This is a genomic window from Desulfofundulus thermobenzoicus (genome assembly GCF_009428905.1).
GTDB classification, from domain to species: domain Bacteria; phylum Bacillota; class Desulfotomaculia; order Desulfotomaculales; family Desulfovirgulaceae; genus Desulfofundulus_A; species Desulfofundulus_A thermobenzoicus.
Genome location: NZ_WHYR01000209.1, coordinates 1 through 436, shown reverse-complemented (window position 1 = coordinate 436; position 436 = coordinate 1). Strand labels below are relative to the sequence as shown.

Annotated in this window: 1 protein-coding gene; it reads right to left on the bottom strand. The window is 39.2% G+C overall.

Going from position 1 to position 436, the window contains the following annotated elements; genetic code table 11:
- A partial coding sequence (locus GFC01_RS18280; protein ID WP_243137698.1) for an ABC transporter substrate-binding protein occupies positions 1-436 on the bottom strand: 436 nt, incomplete at both ends.

Genomic DNA, 436 nt, shown 5'->3' with positions numbered 1-436 from the left:
ACCCAAAGCTGAGTGTAGAAGTAAATTGGTGCTATAGGCATATCGTTGATGATGATTTCTTCTGCTTTTTTCAGCATTTCTTCACGCTTCGTTTTATCTGTTTCTTTTGCAGAATCATTCAACAATTGTTTGTACTCTTTGCTTTCCCATCCAGTGTCGTTGTTTCCGCCGTCTTTATCTTTGTAAAGCTCAAGGAAGTTCACTGGATCGTTGAAGTCACCTAACCAGCCCATACGTCCGATTTGGTAATCTCCGCTGTGGATTTTGTCGATGTATACGTTCCACTCAGAGTTATCAAGTTCAACTTTCACACCTAAATCTTTTTTCCACATTTCTTGAATTGCTTGTGCAATCTTTTGGTGGCCTTCATCTGTGTTGTAGGAAAGTTTCAATGTTGGAAGATCAGAAACAGACTTATAACCTAATTCTTTCGCAC